General features: G+C 68.4%; 19 protein-coding genes and 1 tRNA gene. 9 read left to right on the forward strand and 11 right to left on the reverse strand.

The annotated features are described in order from the left end of the window. Positions 1-248 precede the first annotated feature (248 nt). From FJ887_RS04770 to FJ887_RS04800, 7 genes are all read right to left on the reverse strand, one after another. Positions 249-330: transfer RNA gene (locus FJ887_RS04770), tRNA-Leu, on the reverse strand. Between the two features lie 49 nt (positions 331-379). Next, on the reverse strand, positions 380-856 hold the full coding sequence (gene bcp / locus FJ887_RS04775) for a thioredoxin-dependent thiol peroxidase (protein WP_137826399.1): 477 nt from the start codon (positions 854-856) through the stop codon (positions 380-382). Between the two features lie 133 nt (positions 857-989). Continuing rightward, the gene (locus tag FJ887_RS04780; RefSeq protein ID WP_137826398.1) at positions 990-2,744 is read right to left on the reverse strand and encodes an acetyl/propionyl/methylcrotonyl-CoA carboxylase subunit alpha; all 1,755 of its coding nucleotides are present in this window, start codon (positions 2,742-2,744) and stop codon (positions 990-992) included. Positions 2,745-2,747: 3 nt separating this feature from the next. Then, complete coding sequence (locus FJ887_RS04785) at positions 2,748-4,355, reverse strand: 5-oxoprolinase subunit B/C family protein (RefSeq protein WP_140954731.1); 1,608 nt, start codon at positions 4,353-4,355, stop codon at positions 2,748-2,750. After that, complete coding sequence (locus FJ887_RS04790) at positions 4,352-5,182, reverse strand: putative hydro-lyase (RefSeq protein ID WP_140954730.1); 831 nt, start codon at positions 5,180-5,182, stop codon at positions 4,352-4,354. Before FJ887_RS04790 ends, FJ887_RS04785 begins: the two co-directional genes overlap by 4 nt. After that, the gene (locus FJ887_RS04795; RefSeq protein ID WP_140954729.1) at positions 5,179-5,949 is read right to left on the reverse strand and encodes a LamB/YcsF family protein; all 771 of its coding nucleotides are present in this window, start codon (positions 5,947-5,949) and stop codon (positions 5,179-5,181) included. The genes FJ887_RS04790 and FJ887_RS04795 overlap by 4 nt, the downstream gene beginning before the upstream one ends. Before the next feature lies 1 nt (position 5,950). Beyond that, positions 5,951-7,123, reverse strand: coding sequence for an NRAMP family divalent metal transporter (locus tag FJ887_RS04800; RefSeq protein ID WP_140954924.1), 1,173 nt, complete (start codon positions 7,121-7,123; stop codon positions 5,951-5,953). Between the two features lie 375 nt (positions 7,124-7,498). Between FJ887_RS04800 and FJ887_RS04805 the strand changes: the two genes are divergently transcribed. The 9 genes from FJ887_RS04805 (at position 7,499) to FJ887_RS04845 (ending at position 14,000) form a co-directional block, all read left to right on the forward strand. After that, positions 7,499-8,137: a GntR family transcriptional regulator gene (locus tag FJ887_RS04805; protein ID WP_140954728.1), complete on the forward strand. Its 639-nt coding sequence runs from the start codon at positions 7,499-7,501 to the stop codon at positions 8,135-8,137. 490 nt (positions 8,138-8,627) lie between these two features. Continuing rightward, positions 8,628-9,542, forward strand: a complete 915-nt coding sequence (locus FJ887_RS04810) for a VOC family protein (RefSeq protein WP_137826393.1) — start codon at positions 8,628-8,630, stop codon at positions 9,540-9,542. Between the two features lie 72 nt (positions 9,543-9,614). Beyond that, positions 9,615-10,154: a DoxX family protein gene (locus FJ887_RS04815; RefSeq protein ID WP_140954727.1), complete on the forward strand. Its 540-nt coding sequence runs from the start codon at positions 9,615-9,617 to the stop codon at positions 10,152-10,154. Between the two features lie 72 nt (positions 10,155-10,226). Then, positions 10,227-11,048: a fumarylacetoacetate hydrolase family protein gene (locus FJ887_RS04820; protein WP_140954726.1), complete on the forward strand. Its 822-nt coding sequence runs from the start codon at positions 10,227-10,229 to the stop codon at positions 11,046-11,048. A gap of 114 nt (positions 11,049-11,162) precedes the next feature. Then, positions 11,163-11,855 carry a FadR/GntR family transcriptional regulator gene (locus FJ887_RS04825; protein WP_140954725.1) on the forward strand — a complete coding sequence of 231 codons (693 nt, stop codon included), beginning with the start codon at positions 11,163-11,165 and terminating at the stop codon, positions 11,853-11,855. Positions 11,856-12,103: 248 nt separating this feature from the next. Continuing rightward, positions 12,104-12,343: a hypothetical protein gene (locus tag FJ887_RS04830; protein ID WP_140954724.1), complete on the forward strand. Its 240-nt coding sequence runs from the start codon at positions 12,104-12,106 to the stop codon at positions 12,341-12,343. Between the two features lie 171 nt (positions 12,344-12,514). Beyond that, positions 12,515-13,351, forward strand: coding sequence for a tyrosine-type recombinase/integrase (locus FJ887_RS04835; RefSeq protein ID WP_181365602.1), 837 nt, complete (start codon positions 12,515-12,517; stop codon positions 13,349-13,351). Between the two features lie 67 nt (positions 13,352-13,418). Further along, complete coding sequence (locus FJ887_RS04840) at positions 13,419-13,562, forward strand: hypothetical protein (RefSeq protein ID WP_181365601.1); 144 nt, start codon at positions 13,419-13,421, stop codon at positions 13,560-13,562. Positions 13,563-13,664: 102 nt separating this feature from the next. Beyond that, positions 13,665-14,000, forward strand: a complete 336-nt coding sequence (locus FJ887_RS04845; protein ID WP_140954722.1) for a helix-turn-helix domain-containing protein — start codon at positions 13,665-13,667, stop codon at positions 13,998-14,000. Here the strand turns inward: FJ887_RS04845 and FJ887_RS04850 are convergent. The 4 genes from FJ887_RS04850 to FJ887_RS04865 form a co-directional block, all read right to left on the reverse strand. Beyond that, entirely contained in the window at positions 13,969-14,124 is a 156-nt protein-coding gene (locus FJ887_RS04850) for a hypothetical protein (protein WP_181365600.1), read from the reverse strand. The genes FJ887_RS04845 and FJ887_RS04850 overlap by 32 nt on opposite strands. A 134-nt stretch (positions 14,125-14,258) precedes the next feature. Next, positions 14,259-14,453 (reverse strand): hypothetical protein, encoded by a 195-nt coding sequence (locus FJ887_RS04855; protein WP_140954721.1) that lies wholly within the window; start codon positions 14,451-14,453, stop codon positions 14,259-14,261. 12 nt (positions 14,454-14,465) lie between these two features. Then, positions 14,466-15,026, reverse strand: coding sequence for a hypothetical protein (locus FJ887_RS04860; RefSeq protein WP_140954720.1), 561 nt, complete (start codon positions 15,024-15,026; stop codon positions 14,466-14,468). Between the two features lie 15 nt (positions 15,027-15,041). Then, a complete protein-coding gene (locus tag FJ887_RS04865) occupies positions 15,042-16,076 on the reverse strand; it encodes a peptidoglycan recognition protein family protein (RefSeq protein ID WP_219993815.1) in 1,035 nt (344 codons plus the stop codon). Positions 16,077-16,147: the final 71 nt, after the last annotated feature.

A 16,147-nucleotide genomic window follows, 5' to 3' on the forward strand; every position in this document is an offset into this window, starting at 1 on the left:
TCACGAGTGGGGGTCAGAAGCCGACTGAGCAGTCGTGCGCGGGAATCTCGCGCGACGATCCGGTTGGGGCCAGTTGCGACTTAGACGGACAGTGCAGGAACTGGCCATCTCGGTGTGAATTGGCGCAAACCCGGACTCGCCTGGCGCGTCGAGGCAGGCGGCGAACCCCTCACCAGACCGATTGAGGGGGCTCGTTCCCGCAAGCGCCGAACGGCCCCCGACCGTGGTCGGGGGCCGTTCATCTCATGTGCGCGAGAGGGGACTTGAACCCCTACGTCCGAAGACACTGGAACCTAAATCCAGCGCGTCTGCCAATTCCGCCACTCGCGCGCAGGCCGCACCAAGCCTAGCAGGGCACGGGCATGCGGCGGAACGGGAATCAGGCGGCGGCGTCGATGCCGAGCGCCTTGCGCAGTCGCGCGACGTGCCCGGTGGCCTTGACGTTGTACTGGGCGAGTTCGACCTTGCCTTCAGCATCGACAATGACGGTCGAGCGGATGACGCCCTGGACGACCTTGCCGTAGTTCTTCTTCTCGCCGAAGGCACCCCACTCGTCCATCATCGTCTTGTCCGGGTCGGAGAGCAGCTCATAGGTGAGCCCTTCCTTCTCCTCGAACTTCTTGAGCTTCTCCGGCGAATCGGGGGAGACGCCGAGGACGACGAGACCGGCAGACGTGAGCGCCGAGAGCGAATCCCGGAAGTCACACGCCTCGGTCGTGCAGCCGGGCGTCATCGCTGCGGGGTAGAAGTAGACGACGACCCGCTGACCCCTGAAGTCGGACAGGCTCACCGACTTCCCGTTCTGATCGACGAGCGTGAAGTCCGGGGCGGTGTCGCCGACTGTCAGACGTGGCATGGAATCTCCTCTGGTGCATTCGATCGTTGCTGCCCCTCCACTCTAGCCGCGACATCGGACACGACCCTCACGCGGCCGGACACGACCATCGCGGAGGCGGTGCACCGTCCCAGTCCCACCGCGGGTCCGTCCGTCACCGGACCTTGGCGATCGCCTCCCCGACGGCGACGGTGTCGCCGACCGCCGCGAGGCGAGTCAGCGTCCCCGCTGCCGGCGCGGTCACGCGGGTCTCCATCTTCATCGCCGAGAGCACGGCGACCTCGTCGCCGGCGGCCACCTCGGCGCCGTCGGCGACGAGGAAGTCGACGAGGCTGCCCGGCACCGGTGCCGTGACGAGAGCCGACCCGTCATCGGAGTCCGCATTCCCCGCGGAATCAGGCGAAGGTCCGGCGTCCGCACCCGTCGACGCAGCGCCCCCGACCGACCCGAGGGAGGCAAGCAGAGCGCCCGGCAGACCGATCGTCGTCATCCGCCCGTCGATCTCGATGTCCATCCGCGTCAGGCCCTCGGCAGCGACCGGCGCCGGCCGGTCCTGCGGGGCGAACTCGGGCAGCAGCTCCGCTTCGATCCACTGCGTGTCGATGCCGATGACGTCACCGGCGAACGCAGGATGGCGGAGGATCGCGAGCGATGCCGGCAGCACCGTCGCGGGCCCGGTGACGGTGAGCTCGCGTGCGGCAGTGATCGTCCGGGCGATCGCCGTCGCCCGGTCAGGGCCGTGGACGATGAGCTTGGCGAAGAGCGAATCGAAGGCCGGCTGCACGGTGTCACCGGCGCGCACGCCCGCATCCCAGCGCACTCCCGGCCCGCCGGGCACGGTGAGGGCGTCGATGCGGCCCGGTGTGGGAAGGAATCCGCGACCGGGATCCTCAGCGTTGAGACGCAGCTCGATCGCGTGCCCCCGCACCTCGGGAGTCGCCGTCAGCGACAGCCCTTGACCGAAGGCGATGCGGAACTGCTCGGTGACGAGGTCGACCCCGGTGACCGCCTCGGTGACGGGATGTTCGACCTGGAGACGGGTGTTGACCTCGAGGAACGTCATCGTGCCGTCGGCGGCGAGGAGGAACTCGACGGTGCCCGCGCCTCGATAGTCGACCTCGGCGCAGATCGCCTCAGCCGACCGCTGCAGACGGTCCCGCTGCTCAGCACTGAGATTCGGGGCGGGGGCCTCCTCGACGAGCTTCTGGTTGCGCCGCTGCGCCGAACAGTCGCGGTCACCGACGGCGACGACGGTGCCCAACCCGTCGCCGACGACCTGGACCTCGACATGCCGCGGATGCTCGAGGAACTTCTCGACGAAGCACTCGGGACGACCGAACGCCTCGACGGCCTCTCGGGTCGCCGATTCGAAGGCCCCGGCCACCTCGGTGAAATCGCGGACGATCTTCATTCCGCGCCCGCCGCCGCCGTGCGCGGCCTTGATGATGATCGGCAGACCGGCTTCGCGGGCGAAGTCCTCGACCTCGGCGGCGCCGGTCAGCGGCCGGTCGATGCCCGGAGCCAGCGGTGCTCCGACCTTCTGCGCGAGCTGCCGGGCGGTGACCTTGTCCCCGAGCGCGGTGATCGCCTCCGGACTCGGCCCGATCCAGATCAGCCCCGCGTCTTCGACCGCGGCCGCGAACTCGGCGTTCTCGGAGAGGAACCCGTATCCGGGGTGGACGGCCTCGGCCCCGGAGGCCTGTGCCGCGGAGATGATGGCCGGGATGTTGAGGTAGGTCTCCGCGGCGGTCGTGCCGGGCAGTCCGACGGCGACATCGGCGAGCTGCGTGTGCAGGGCCGTGGCGTCCTGATCGGCGTAGACGGCGACGGAAGTGTGCCCGTTTTCGGCGCACGCGCGGATGATGCGGACGGCGATCTCGCCGCGGTTGGCGATGAGGATGGTCGGCATGGCTCAGCTTTCGTCGGAGGGGTCAGGGGAGGTGGAATCGGCGGCTGCGGCCGTACGGAAGCGGATGCGCACCCCCGGGGGCAGCTGCGCGGCGAGGTCGGTGTCGTCGACGCTGGCGATGATCGGATAGCCCCCGGTGAGCGGATGGTCGGGTCCGAAGAGCACCGGCTGGCCGTTCGGCGGGACCTGCAGGGCACCGGTCACCGCGCCCTCGCTCGGCAGCTCACCGGTCCGCGCCCGCTCGAGCGGCACCTCACCGGCCAGCCGCAGACCGACCCGATCCGATTCGTGCGTGACCGTCCACTCCTGCGTGAGCAGGGTGTCGATGCCGGCAGGGGTGAACCAGTCGTCCCGCGGCCCGAGGGTGACGGTGAGCTCGACGAGGTCGCCCGGTGCCGGCAGGACCCGATCCGCGCCGAGGCGGGGCCCGGGATCGACGAGATGTGGGGCGGTGGACGGAGCGGCGAGGTCGATCGTCTCCTCGGCCGTGAGCGCGGCGGGCCCGAGGTGGGCGAGCGTGTCCGCCGAGGCGCTGCCGAGCGCCGTGTCCGCGATGATCCCCCCGCGGACTGCCAGGTACCGACGCGCGCCCGTCTCAGTCGGCCCGAGCTCGAGCAGGTCCCCAGCGACGAGGGAGAACGCCTCGCCGAGGCGGTGGCGCAACACCGTTCCGTCAGCGGCGGTCACGGTGATCGGGCCGCCGGCACCGGTGACGGCGGCGACCCCATCACCGGTGACGCGCAGGCTGACCCCGCCGCCGAAGCTCTCGAGGACCGCGGCGGACTCGGCGTTGCCGACGAGGCGGTTGGCCTCGGCGAGGGCGGACCGGTCGGCGGCTCCCGCGCTCGACACACCCATCGACGCGAACCCGGGACGCCCGAGGTCTTCGATGAGAAGTTGGAGGCCCGGCTCGATGACGCTGAGGGAGTGGGACGCGGAGGACTCCGCCGTCGACGACTCCGCCGACGCAGGCGCCTCAGCCGCTCGCGCACTCGCCCTCCCTGCGTCGACGAATCTCACGATCGTCCCGGGTACGAAGAGCGCCGGGGGCTGCCGGTCGAGGTCCCAGAGGATGGCATCGGTGTAGCCGATGAGCTGCCATCCGCCGGGGGAGGACCGGGGGTAGACCCCGGTGAACTCCCCGGCGAGGCCGACCGCCCCGACGGGCACGCGGGTGCGCGGGGACGATCGGCGGGGCACGTCGAAGAGCGGGTCGTCGCCGGCGAGGTACCCGAACCCGGGGGCGAACCCGGAGAACGCGACCTCCCAGCGGGCGCGCTGGTGGCGGGCGGCCACCTCGGCGGGGGAGACGCCGAGGAGGGCGGCCACCTCGGCGAGGTCCTCCCCGTCGTAGCGGACGTCGATGGTCACGGTGCGCCCGGACCCGGTTGCGGAATCGGTGACGTCGAGGCCGGTGATGGCCTCCTCGAGAGCCGGCGCCGAGGTGCGGGCCGGGTCGAAGCGGATGAGCACGGTCCGCGCGGCGGGCACGAGTTCGACGACGCCGGGCAGCGCCGCCGCCTCGAGGGCGTGGTTGAGCCGCATCGACGCGGCGAGGTCGGCGGATTCGACGAGGAGATGCCGGCGTGAGGCGGTGCGGAAGACGGTCACTGGCGGTAGTCGCTTTCGGGGGCGTCGGTGATGAACATCCGCCCGGGGGAGTGGGTGAGGGCGAACGGCGGGGCGGACTCGGCGATCGCGACCTGCGGGGTCACCCCGCACGCCCAGAACACGGGCACATCGCCGGACTCGATGACGGGCGGGTCGCCGAAGTCGGGGGCGTCGAGGTCGCGGATCCCGAGGGCTGCCGGGTCGCCGATGTGGACGGGAGCGCCGTGGACGGCGGGGAAGCGGTCGGTGATGCGGACCGCCTCGGCGACCTGTGCGGCGGGGATCGGCCGGAGCGAGACGACCATGTCCCCGGAGATCCGCCCGGCAGGACGGCACGCGGTCGACGTGCGGTACATCGGCACGTTGCGCCCGGCTTCCTGGTGGCGGATGGGGATGCCGGCCCGTGCGAGGTCGGCCTCGAATGTGAAGCTGCAGCCGATGAGGAATGACACGAGGTCGGGGTGGTCGGCGAAGACGGACGAGGCGTCGTCGACCTCGGCGGTCAGCTGTCCGTCCTCCCACACCCGGTAGCGGGGCAGGTCGGTGCGCAGATCGCTGCCCGCTGCCAGAGCCGATTCGACCCGGCCGGGTTCGAGGACGTCGATGACCGGGCACGGCTTCGGGTTGCGCTGAGCGAAGAGGAGGACGTCGAAGGCCCAGTCGGCGGGCACGGCGATGAGGTTGGCCTGGACGAGTCCGGGCGCCATCCCCGAGGTGGGACCGGTGAAGCCGGCACGGATGCGGGCACGGGCCTCGGCCCCGGCCGTCGCCCCGGCCGACGTCTCTGCCGGGGTCGAGGGAGCCGCCCCTGCCGACGTCGGTGTCACGGCTGTGCCCCAACGAACGGGGCGATGCTCACCCCGGCGTCGGTGAGGATGTCGCGGGAGGCCTGGGCCATCTCGATCGAGCCGCGGGAATCCCCGTGGAAGCAGATCGACTGCGCGTCGACGGTGATCGTCGATCCGTCGATCGCTTCGATCTCGCCGGTCTCGACGAGGCGCAGGACGCGGGCGGCGACGAGCGCCGGATCGTCGAGGACGGCCCCGGACTCGGTGCGGGAGACGAGCGAGCCGTCGGGATTGTAGGCGCGGTCGGCGAAGGCCTCGGCGGCCACGCTCAGTCCCGCCTCGGCGGCAATCCGGTTGGCGACGCTGCCGGCGAGGCCGAGGAGGACGAGGCTCGGATCGACGGCCCTGACGGCGGCGGCGACGACCTTGGCTTGCGCTTCGTCGTGGACGATCGTGTTGTAGAGACCGCCATGGGGTTTGACGTAGCGGACACGGCCGCCGACGGCCGTGGTCAGGCCGATGAGGGCACCGATCTGGTACTCGACCTGGGCCTGCAGGGTCGCTGCGGGCACGTCCATGGGGCGCCGGCCGAAGCCCTCGTAGTCGTCGTAGCCGGGATGGGCGCCGATGACGACGCCGCGGTCGGTCGCCTCGGCGACGGTGTGCTTGATCCCCTCGGGACTGCCCGCATGGAACCCGCACGAGACGTTCGCGCTGGTGACGATGCCGAGCATCGCATCGTCGTCGCTGACGATCCGGTCGGGGACGTTCTCCCCGAGGTCGGAGTTGAGGTCGATGGTGGTCATATCAGGCTCCTATTCCGATCATGGCGAAGATGGGGCCGATCGACTGAACGGCCATGTACCAGGTGAGCAGGGTCGCGGCCGTGCCGATGAAGAGCAGCCACTTGGGGTAGGAATCCGTGCGCAGCAGCTGCGGGCGGAACCAGCCGATGTACATGAAGATCGTCAGACCGATCGGCAGGATGAGGCCGTTGAAGCCGCCGACGAAGACGAGCAGGGTCGCCGGTGCGGTGCCGACGATGAGGTAGACGACGAGGGAGACGACGATGAAGGCCACGGTCGCCAGCTGCAGCGGCCAGCCGCCGCCGAGGCGCTTCGAGAACGCGGAGAGGAACGTCGCCGAGGTGTAGGCCGCCCCGATGACCGAGCTCAGTGCCGCAGCCCAGAAGATCGCCCCGAAGATCCGGATGCCGGCATCGCCGAGGACCGCGGCGAAGGCCTGACCGGCGGGGTTGGCGACCTGGCTCTCGATGTCGAGGACGACCCCGGAGGCGACGACGCCGAGGATCGCGAGGAAGAGGACGTAGCGCATGATGCCGGTGACGACGATGCCCGAGAGTGCCGAGCGCATCACCGACGGCGCGTTCTCCGGCCCGGTCTTGCCCGAGTCGAGGTAGCGGTGGGCCCCGGAGTACGTGATGTAGCCGCCGACGGTGCCGCCGACGATCGTCGTCACGGTCGCGAAGTTGATCGAGTCGGGCAGGACGCTCTGGCGCAGGGCCTCGCCGACGGGCGGCTGGGAGACGATGGCGACGATGACGGTGAGGACGATCATCCCGACGCCGAGGACGAGGACGACGGCGTCGACGACCTTGCCGGCGCGTTTGAAGAGGAAGATGCCGATCGCGAGCACGCCGGTGAGCAGCCCGCCGAGCTTCGGGTCGATCCCGAGCAGCGCGTTGAGGCCGAGCCCGCCGCCGGCGATGTTGCCGATGTTGAAGGCGAGGCCGCCGACGACGATGAGGATCGAGAGGACGATCCCGGAGCCGGGCACCGCGGAGGAGGCGAGCTGCGCGGCGCGCTTGCCCGAGGAGGTGATCATCCGCCAGATGTTGAGCTGGATGGCGATGTCGATGAGGATCGAGACGAGGATCGCGAACGCGAACGCCGCCCCCATCTGCGCGGTGAACGTCGCGGTCTGGGTGATGAAGCCCGGTCCGATCGCCGAGGTGGCCATGAGGAAGATCGCCCCGACGATTGCGCTGCGGCTGATCGCGGACTTCGTCGCCGCCGCAGCCGAGTCCGTCTGTGCGGTCGTGAGCAGGTGGGCCGATTCGTCGCTGTGCGGCGTCGACCCGGAACCGGGATCCGGCGACGGGGACCCTGATGACTGTGACATGCGTTCTCCACGGTGAGTTCGAAGGCGGTTCCGGATCGCGCGCAGAAGCCGACTGCTGTGTCGTGCCCCACAGGTTCACCGAATATTGGTAAACAATGTAGCACTGATTGTTCAACAAGAATAGACCTGCGTCACAGTTCGGGCGCCGAGGTTGTCGTGCACGCGGCCGCGCCTGTGTGGCTGTGTGGTGGGGTGAGTGACTACGATGGTGGTGTGAATCACGAATCGTCCCTGGTCAATCGCCTCACCGATCGTCTCATCGCAGGCTCTCTCCGACCCGGGACGCGCCTGTCCGAGGCGGCGCTGGCCAAGGAGTTCGACGTCTCGCGCAATACGCTGCGCGAGGCCTTCCGGGTCCTCGGCGAACAGGGGCTCATCGACCACGTCCCCAATCGCGGGGTCTCCGTCGCCTCGCCGAGCACCGCCGACGTCATCGACATCTACCGCGTGCGCCGCACCGTCGAATGCACCGTGCTCGCGCGTGCGCCGCGCGCCCATCCGGCGGGGGCGCGGATGCTGCGGGCCATCGAGGAGGCGAAGGCCGCGGCCGAGGCCGGCGACTGGCTGCAGGTGGGGACGTCGAACATGGAGTTCCACAACGGCGTGGTCTCCCTCTCCGACAGCGTGCGGCTGATGCGCTCGTTCGGCAATGTCCTCGCCGAGCTGCGGCTGGCCTTCCTCAAGGTCGAACTCCTCGACTTCCTCCACGCGCCGTTCGTCGAGCGCAACGAGGAGGTCTATAACGCCTACGTCAACGACAGCCCAGCTCAGGCGGCCGCGCTGCTCGGGACCTACCTCGGCGATTCCGAGCGGCAGGTCCTCGGCGCCTACGCTCGCGCCGGCCAGGCGTGAGCCGAGGCTGGTGGGCAGAGGCTGCTGAGGAGACGCGACCCGGCAGAGGTGAGTTGTGGCCGCTGAACCGATACGGGCGACGCGCCCCGTCTGAGGTGAGCCGCGTCTGCTGAGGTGGTGCGGGCGACGCGCCCGGCTGGCTGTCGGCCAGAAGTCGATATGCCCTCGACCAGTCGCCGGCATCTGGACTTCTCGCCTGCAGTGCCGGGTGCTCATGAACTTTTCGCCGACGCCCGCACTTTCCGCGAGCACCTCGCATTTGCCGACACCGGCACTTTTCGCTGGCGACACCACCTTTTGCACGCGCCACCACTTTTCGCCGACGCACCATGACCGCGCACCGGCGCCCCCGATATCCCGGTCGAGGCACCCACTCCTTGACATTGAGTATATTGAATACTATGAATTGACGTGTCAGGGATCACAGAGAAGTGATCGGCCCCCGATTCGCAGAAGAAGCCGGGTGCCGACCGAGGAGAGGAGTAGCCCGATGCGACCATTGGTGCAGCGACTGGGATACGTCACGGTGGAGTCGTCCGACCCGGAGGGGCTCGCGCAGGACACCGCCGACAAGATCGGCGCACGCGTCGTGGAGAGGGCCGAGGACGGAACGATCCTCATGTCCTCCAATCAGCGTCATGCCGAGTACATCATCAAACAGGCCGACGGGAACCGGCACGCGCAGTGCGGCCTCGAAGCCGTCAGCGCCGACGCGATCGACGAGGTCAGGCGCCGCTGTGAGGAAGGCGGGCTCGAGGTGCTCACGACGACGCCGTCGTCGGAGGCGATCGAGAAGTCGGTGACCTTCGTGACCTCTGAGGGCCATGTCTTCGAGGTCCACACGCCGATGCGCCACGATCGCGCGCTGCGCTACAAGGGACCGGGCATGCGCCCCAAAGGCCTCGACCATGTCAACTTCACCGCTGCCGACCCGGAGCGCTGGACGCACGAGATGAACGTCTCCTGCGGGTTCCTCCTCAGCGAACGCAGCACCGGGCACGAGATCGCGTGGCTGCGCGGAGCCGACGGGCGACACCACACGGTGGCGATCGTCGCCAGCGACGTCGGCGGTCTCCACCACACGAGCTGGGAGTTCAACAGCTTCCAGGACTTCCGGGGCATCGCCGATTCGCTCATCCCCGACGAGCGGCGCCTGACCTGGGGGCCGGGGCGACACGGGGCCGGCGACAACCTCTTCATGTACTTCACGAACTCCTCGGACTTCCTCATCGAATGCATCGCGGAGATGGAGGTCATCGACGACATCTACGCGGAGCCGCGAGTCGTCGATCCCGGGGAGAACCTCTCGAACTGGAAGCTCGTCGACCTCTGGGGCTCACGGCCGCCGATCGAATGGGTCGAGCAGAATACGGCGCTCGCTCCCGAATCGAGCTTCTCGGTGTGAGCTGAGCCCGGCGGGTCCGCCCACCTCGGGGCGGAGGCCGGACATATCAGAGTCGGAAGGAATGGGATCGTTATGGAACCGTCCACCATGGACTGGGGCATCGCAGGGATGCGGGTGATCATCGCCCTCATCCTCTTCGCCCACTCGACGCAGAAGCTGTGCGGGTGGTTCTCGGGGTCGGGCCCCGCAGCGACAGCGGGACTGTTCGAGAAGCTCGGACAACGACCCGGACATGTCATGGTCCGCGTCGCCTCGGTGTTCGAGCTCATCGCCGCTGTCAGCCTGCTGTTCGGCATCCTCACACCGATCGGGATCGGCCTGGCGGTTGCGACGATGATCGTCGCCGGAGCGGCACTGAGCGCGGTCAGCGGCACGTTCTGGAACGCGCTCGGCGGAGGAGAATACCCCTTCTTCATCGCCGCCATCGTCGCTATGCTCGGGATCACAGGGCAGGGCGCCCTGTCGCTCGACACCGTGCTCATGCCGTCGATCGCGGCCCTCTACCCGATCATCCTGCCGATCGCGGTCGTCGTCGGCATCCTCGGCGCGATTCCCATGGTCATGCGCACGAGGAGAGCCATCCGCGAGGCCGCAGCCAGCACCCAGTCCTAGGACCGAGGGCAGGGCGACGACGAACACAGACACGCACGACAGACACGCACCATACAGACGAAGGAGACAGACATGCCACTCATCGGATACCTCGACAACGGAGTCCGCCACATCGGCGAGGTCCGCGGGGACGACGTGTACCCCATCGGAACCGTCGAAGCGTTCTACGCGGGGGAGGTCGACACGCCCGCCGAGGACGCCGCGCCGATCGCACGTGCCGAACTCACCGAAGCCCCGTTCGTGCCCGAGACCTCGCGGGTCTTCTGCGTGGGAATCAACTATCACAGCCATGCCGAGGAGTCGAAGCGCGGTGCCGGGCAGGATCTGCCGAAGTTCCCGATGATCTTCGGCCGGTGGGAATCGACACTCGTCACCAACGGCACGACGGTGCCCGTTCCGGCGAACGAAGGACTCGACTGGGAGGTCGAACTCGCCTTCGTCATGAAGGACACGGTGTGGATGGCTGACAAGGAGACCGCTCGCAGCCACGTGCTCGGGTACACCGCGTTCAACGACATCAGTGCGCGAAAGAAGCAGCTCGCGACGACGCAGTTCACACTCGGAAAGAATGCCGACCGCTCGGGTCCGATCGGTCCCGAACTCTACCGACCCGACGAGATCGGCGACGTCGACGATCTCACCGTGACGACGACGGTCAACGGCGAGGTGATGCAGAACGGCAACACGCGCGACCTCATCTTCAAGATCGAGGATCTCATCGCCTACATCACCGATACCGTGACGATGCTGCCCGGCGATGTCGTGGCGACCGGGACGCCGGGGGGAGTGGGGCTCGGCCTCACCCCGCCGCGGTACCTCGGACCCGGTGATGTCGTCGAGGTCGAGGTCGAATCGATCGGGAAGCTGCGCAACGAGATCGTCGAACATTCCTGAGCCCGCAGGCGGGGTCGCGGCGTCGCCTGCAGCGGCGACCGCGACGCCGCTTTCGTACAATGCAATGGCGGCACGTGCCATGGCAGCGCGTGCGAAGACGATGATGGAGGGCGAATGGCACGGGAGATGACGGTGCAGGTGAGTGCGGGCAGCGGACGGTCACGGGCCGTCGAGGTGGCCGACCTCATCGCGCAGAGGTCCCAGAAGGCCGACCCGAACACGCATCTGGGGACGAAGCAGAGCCTGTGCAAGGAGATCGGGGTGGCACCGGGCACCCTCAACGAGTCGCTGCGGATGCTCGAGGCGCAGGGGCTCATCACGATGCGCACCGGCCCCGGTGGCGGTGTGTTCGCCGCCGAACCCGATCCGTTCGTCCACATCGGGCAGGCGATGATCCGCGTCCGCGACGACGCGCGGTCGGTGGCCCAATCCGCCGTGGTGAGGAATGCGCTCGAGCCGGAAGTCGTGCTCGACGCCGCACTCAATCGGTCCGAGGAGGACCTTGCGCTGCTCCGCGAGCGGATGCGGGTCATCGAGGCCAGAGTCGATGAGGACCTCGGACTCGCCCACGCGATCTGGGATTTCCATCGAGCGGTCTATGCCGCCGCGGACAACGAGGTCCTCGCCTCGATCTGCCGTGGCCTGCTCGACCACATCGCCGGCCACGCCGAGGCGATCCTGCCGAAGACGCCTGAGCAGAAGCGGACCCGTGTCGAGGGGCATCGTGCGCTGCTTGAGGCGATCGAATCCGGTGACCCGGACGCGGTCGCCGAGGCGATGGAGCTCCATGAGGAGGCGCACCGCTGAGGGCGCCCGCCCGCCAACGCGAAGAACCGCCGTTCGGATGATCCGAACGGCGGTTCCTGTGTGCTGTGCGCCCCCCGGGACTTGAACCCGGAACCCACTGTTTCGGAGTCCCGGCTGAGTAATCCCACGTCAGAGGGTGCGGATGTCGTGCGCCTCCACCCCCGTCCGGGAGCCGGCTCCGCGAGCGGTGGGGACGCCGAGGTGCTCACCTTCCCCGCACCCGCCGACGACGTCGAGGCAGGTGCGCGATGAGCACCACACCACTCCAACTCGCTGCCGACCGACTCGTGGAACTCGGACGCCGACGCGACCACCTCGAAGCCCACACCGCGTACCTCGCACGCGACATCGCCGACCTCGCCGCGTCCGGCCAGACCATGAACGTGACGTTCGAGGCCCGCGTCATCGACTACCGAAACGCCCGCGACGAACTCGCCGAAGTCAGACGCGAATACGCCGCGCTCCTCGGTATCCCGAGCAGCCACTAAGACCTGAGAACTGCGCGGATACCCTGTGTTCTCCCAGGTGAGCCGCGAGTAAATTTCCAGTCTCGGAGGCAAGTTACCGACAGGTCAACTTCAATAACACGACGATTGAGAATGGGTCACGAAATGGTAATAGGGAGTGTTGTTTCAATCCATTCTCAGCAAGATCAGCGTATGCAGACACTTCCCACCCCAGCAGCGTGGCTGGGGGACCTCGACGCCTTCGACCGCTGGATGAGCGCAGCCGACCACCCCCGCTCCACCCGGCGCATGCGCAACTACCACCTCCGCCGGTTCGCGACCACCACCGAACTCACCATCACCGAGGTCACCCTCGAGGACCTCATCACCTACCTCGGCGCACGCGACTGGAAACAGGAGACCCGGCGCAGCCACCAGTCCACCCTCAAGTCGTTCTTCCGGTGGGCCACACTCACCAAACGCATCGACGAAGACCCCACCGTGTACCTCCCGCGCGTGCGCACTACGCCCGGCCTGCCCCGCCCCTTCCCCGAAGAACTCCTCACGAGCACCCTGGCGACCGCACCCAAACGCGAACGCCTCATGATCCGCCTCGGCGCCGAAGTCGGCTTACGCTCCTGCGAGATCTGCCTCGTCAACATCCGCGACATCGTCGGCCCCCACCAACGCCCCTCGATCATCGCCCACGGCAAAGGCAACAAGGACCGGCGCGTGCCCCTACCCGCCAGCCTCGCCGCCCTCATCCGCGCGGCCGCCGGCGAGAACCCCGGCGGGTGGCTGTTCCCCGGCAAGATCGACGGACACCTGTCGAACAAGCGCGTCATCGAACTCCTCGCCGACACCCTCCCCGGCGACTGGGCCGGCCACTCCCTGCGCCACCGCTACGGCACCGTCACCTACGACGGATGCAAAGACCTCCGCGCCGTCCAGAAACTCATGGGCCACGCCAACCCACAGACCACCCAGATCTACGTCCACATCAACGACGACACTCTCCACCACGCCGCGGCCTTCGCCGAGATCGCCTGATAACGAAACGGCCACGAGGTTCGCCAACCAGCAGACACACCGCCGTGCAGCGGCTTAGGCTCTGCCCATGACGCCCCTCCACATCCTCATCCTGCTCGCCGTCCTCGTCGTCGCCGTCCTCATCATTGCCTTCGCCGTGCGACTCGGCATGCGGTGGGCACGCAAGGACGCCGCCCAGGACACATCCAGGCCGCCGCGAGATTCCCGGTAGCAGTCCTCCATGGCCACGTGCGCAACGCTGTGGTGCGACCGTGACGCCGTCTCACGCGGCCTCTGCAACAGGTGCCGAACACGACTCGTCAGCGGCACCAGCATGACCCTGCCACCGCGCCCCTACACCACAGCGGCCGGCAAGGCACGCCTGCGCGCCGAGGCCACCCGCCGACGCGAAGCCGGCCAAGGCATCGCCGACATCGCCGCCGCACTCGGCGTCAGCCCCACCGCACTCGGCAAATGGCTGCGCGCCTGGGGCGTGAACCCCGGCGAACGCTTGCTCGCGCCGAATCAGTGCCAACCGTGGAGCGTCGAGGACGCGGAGTTCGCGTTGTCTCGGACGGATCTGACTGTGGCGGAGCGGGCCGCGGTGCTCGGGCGCAGCGTGTCCGGAGTCGAAGAGCTTATCCGCCAGCACCGTCTGGGCCGTCGGTAGTCTCGGCGCGGAGCCTGGCGATGTTCGCTTCGTGCTGTTCCACCAGCGGGGCCGGCTTGCCGTCGGGTACCGCCGGGGCGAGGAGTTCGTGGACGCCGCGGGTCCAGAGTTCGTTGTCGTTCATGATGCAGTTCCTCTCATCGAGCTGTGTGTGGTCCAGTATGACGACGCCGGCGGCCGAAGTATACGACTCTCCCCAGGCACGACGAAGTGGCCCCCACCGCGGTGACGGTGAGGGCCAAGTCGTGGAACGGACGGTCAGGCGTCGAGTGCCGCACGCACCGCGGCGTCCTTGGCTTCGAGGAGTTTGCGCAGAGCGACCGACTTCTCAGGCCCATCCGGCAGTGCGTCATCGACCTCAGCGGCGAGCGCCGCGAATTTCGCGGAGGTCGCGCGCAGCAGAGGGTTGGTGAGGTGGTCGTAGGTGAAATAGCGGAGGATCAGGGCAGGCATTCGGGTGACCTTTCAGTGGCGGGGTTCGTACCCGTCCGGGGGCGGAGTGGCGTCGACCTCGGTGCCCGGGTCGTCTTCCGGGTCGGCGTCGCCGGCAGACTCTGGTCTGAACGCCGACGTCACGGTGTACCCTTCCCCGTCGGCGTCTCCGTCGGGAGCGGCGTCACCGTCGACGGCGGTCGCGTCGTCGGGGTCGTCTGCGCCGTCGCCGACGGGTTCGACCTCCTCGGAGTCGAGGCCGTCCCAGTTGCCGAAGTCAGGGTCCGTCGGTGCGGCTCCGAGGCCGAGCGTGCGCAGGGCGCGTTCGACGGCGGGGATCGCCATGACACGAGCGATGACCGCGGAGACGAGGGCCGCGCCGGTGGCGATCGTGACAAGGATGAGTCTCAGCTGCTCGGGCGGTTCGACGTTGGATCTGGTGAACTCGTCGAGGACGATTCTCACGATCTCGGGCACGACGACGAGGGCGCCGATGATGCCGGGGATCCAGGCCTGGATGAACGTGCGCATCGCGGCGCGGGCGGGATGCTCGGTCTGGGTGGCGGATGCGTTGGGTGTGGTGACGATCTTCATGATGGTTGCTCCTTGTCAGTCCGTGAGTTCGGTCCACTTGATGTCGGTGACCGCGACGTCGCCGCCGCCGGAGACGTTCTTCGCGACGACGTAGAGGCGCATGTCGCCGCCCATCTTCGGGCCGATGTTGCACTTGTCGAACTGGGTGAGTTCGGCGTGCACGTCACCGCCGCCGGCGCGACCATGCACGGTGACCCGCTTGTAGTCGTAGCGGGTGGCGCCCTTCTTCGTCTTCGAGTTGTACTCGCCGAGGCGCAGCCACACCTCGACGACCTGCCCCTCGCGGAGGCCGTTGATCGTGAGGTGGGTGTTGACCATGAACGTCTCCCCACGCTTCGTGGAGGTGAGGAACGACCAGGTGTTCTTCGCGCGGGTCTTGAGCGTCGTCTCCCGGTTCGGCGGCAGAGGCTGCTTCGCAGTGCGACGGTCGGAGGTCTTGAATGACATGTCGAGGATTCCCTTCCTGGGTGCGGGTGTGGGGTTGGTGGGTTTCGGGGCCGGCGGTCGGCCACCGGTCTTCGTGAGCTTGAGGCGCTTGCGGAACGTGTCCCCGTTGAACGAGGCATCCGACTTCCGCCCGGGTGGGGAGCACGTCTCGGCGTGCCGCAGCGCCCGGGACTCGGAGAGGTCGAACTCGTCGAGGAGGGCACGCACGAGCTTGAGGTACGCGTCGTACTGGGCTTTCGGCCAGTCCTCCATCGCACCCTCAGCTTCGATGCCGATCGCATACGAGTTCGTCATCGTGCTCGACCGGGACTTCCCGGCATGGTTCGCGACGCCGGCCGCGAACACGTACACGACCCCGGTGCGGCCTAGACCTAACTGGGCGAGCGGGCCAGGTAGGCCCGGGCGCCCGTTCTTGACGACGTTGAACGTCGGGTACTCCGTGGAGCGTTTGAACGATCTCGGGGTGGCCGTGTGGTGAAGGGTGATCGTCTTCACGCCGCGCATGGTCGCGCGGCCCCGGCCCTCCCAGTCACCGACCCACACGACATCGAGACCGGACTTCTTCACCGCCCTCGCGATCCGTGGGGCGAGCGCATACGCCATGGTGTTGCCTCCTTCGGGCATGAGAAACGCCCCGAGACCGTGTGTCTGGGGCGTGATGGTGGGGTGGTTGG

The organism is Brevibacterium sp. XM4083 (assembly GCF_006489205.2).
GTDB lineage: Bacteria > Actinomycetota > Actinomycetes > Actinomycetales > Brevibacteriaceae > Brevibacterium.

Excerpts from the sequence above, each read along its gene's own strand:
- bcp (WP_137826399.1), bottom strand. The coding sequence starts at position 856 with ATGCCACGTCTGACAGTCGGCGACACCGCCCCGGACTTCACGCTCGTC.
- FJ887_RS04780 (WP_137826398.1), bottom strand. The coding sequence starts at position 2,744 with ATGCCGACCATCCTCATCGCCAACCGCGGCGAGATCGCCGTCCGCATC.
- FJ887_RS04795 (WP_140954729.1), bottom strand. The coding sequence starts at position 5,949 with ATGACCACCATCGACCTCAACTCCGACCTCGGGGAGAACGTCCCCGAC.
- FJ887_RS04800 (WP_140954924.1), bottom strand. The coding sequence starts at position 7,123 with ATGGCCACCTCGGCGATCGGACCGGGCTTCATCACCCAGACCGCGACG.
- FJ887_RS04810 (WP_137826393.1), top strand. The coding sequence starts at position 8,628 with ATGCGACCATTGGTGCAGCGACTGGGATACGTCACGGTGGAGTCGTCC.
- FJ887_RS04815 (WP_140954727.1), top strand. The coding sequence starts at position 9,615 with ATGGAACCGTCCACCATGGACTGGGGCATCGCAGGGATGCGGGTGATC.
- FJ887_RS04820 (WP_140954726.1), top strand. The coding sequence starts at position 10,227 with ATGCCACTCATCGGATACCTCGACAACGGAGTCCGCCACATCGGCGAG.
- FJ887_RS04825 (WP_140954725.1), top strand. The coding sequence starts at position 11,163 with ATGGCACGGGAGATGACGGTGCAGGTGAGTGCGGGCAGCGGACGGTCA.
- FJ887_RS04830 (WP_140954724.1), top strand. The coding sequence starts at position 12,104 with ATGAGCACCACACCACTCCAACTCGCTGCCGACCGACTCGTGGAACTC.
- FJ887_RS04835 (WP_181365602.1), top strand. The coding sequence starts at position 12,515 with ATGCAGACACTTCCCACCCCAGCAGCGTGGCTGGGGGACCTCGACGCC.
- FJ887_RS04840 (WP_181365601.1), top strand. The coding sequence starts at position 13,419 with ATGACGCCCCTCCACATCCTCATCCTGCTCGCCGTCCTCGTCGTCGCC.
- FJ887_RS04845 (WP_140954722.1), top strand. The coding sequence starts at position 13,665 with ATGACCCTGCCACCGCGCCCCTACACCACAGCGGCCGGCAAGGCACGC.
- FJ887_RS04850 (WP_181365600.1), bottom strand. The coding sequence starts at position 14,124 with ATGAACGACAACGAACTCTGGACCCGCGGCGTCCACGAACTCCTCGCC.
- FJ887_RS04855 (WP_140954721.1), bottom strand. The coding sequence starts at position 14,453 with ATGCCTGCCCTGATCCTCCGCTATTTCACCTACGACCACCTCACCAAC.
- FJ887_RS04860 (WP_140954720.1), bottom strand. The coding sequence starts at position 15,026 with ATGAAGATCGTCACCACACCCAACGCATCCGCCACCCAGACCGAGCAT.
- FJ887_RS04865 (WP_219993815.1), bottom strand. The coding sequence starts at position 16,076 with ATGGCGTATGCGCTCGCCCCACGGATCGCGAGGGCGGTGAAGAAGTCC.